The sequence below is a fragment of the Pantoea sp. SIMBA_079 genome, from assembly GCF_046940275.1.
GTDB lineage: Bacteria > Pseudomonadota > Gammaproteobacteria > Enterobacterales > Enterobacteriaceae > Pantoea > Pantoea borealis.
The window spans coordinates 1-259 of record NZ_JAWRYR010000515.1; the positions used below are offsets into that span (position 1 = coordinate 1).

Below are 259 nucleotides of genomic sequence, written 5' to 3' on the forward strand. Positions count from 1 at the left end.
GTGCGGCGTGCGGACGAACGCGGAGGCCGCCTGCGCGACGGTGCCGGTTGCCCACTCCCTCCGCGCCGCCTCGATGCGCTCCTCGCGCGTCGCCGCGGCGTCGCCCGCTCCGATCAGCCCGCGCAGCACCCGCGCATAGGCCGGGTTCGTGATCAGCTCGCCGGGCTCCGGGATGCGGCCCCCGGGCATCCAGTGCTCGGCGGAGGTGGGCCAGTGCTCGGCGAACAGCGGCGCGACCGTGCGGATGGTCGCGCACACC

At 76.8% G+C, this 259-nt stretch carries 1 pseudogene; it reads right to left on the minus strand.

Annotated features, from left to right (window positions below):
- Positions 1–259 (minus strand): annotated as a pseudogene (locus SB719_RS21015) (gamma-glutamyltransferase family protein); the annotation flags it as partial.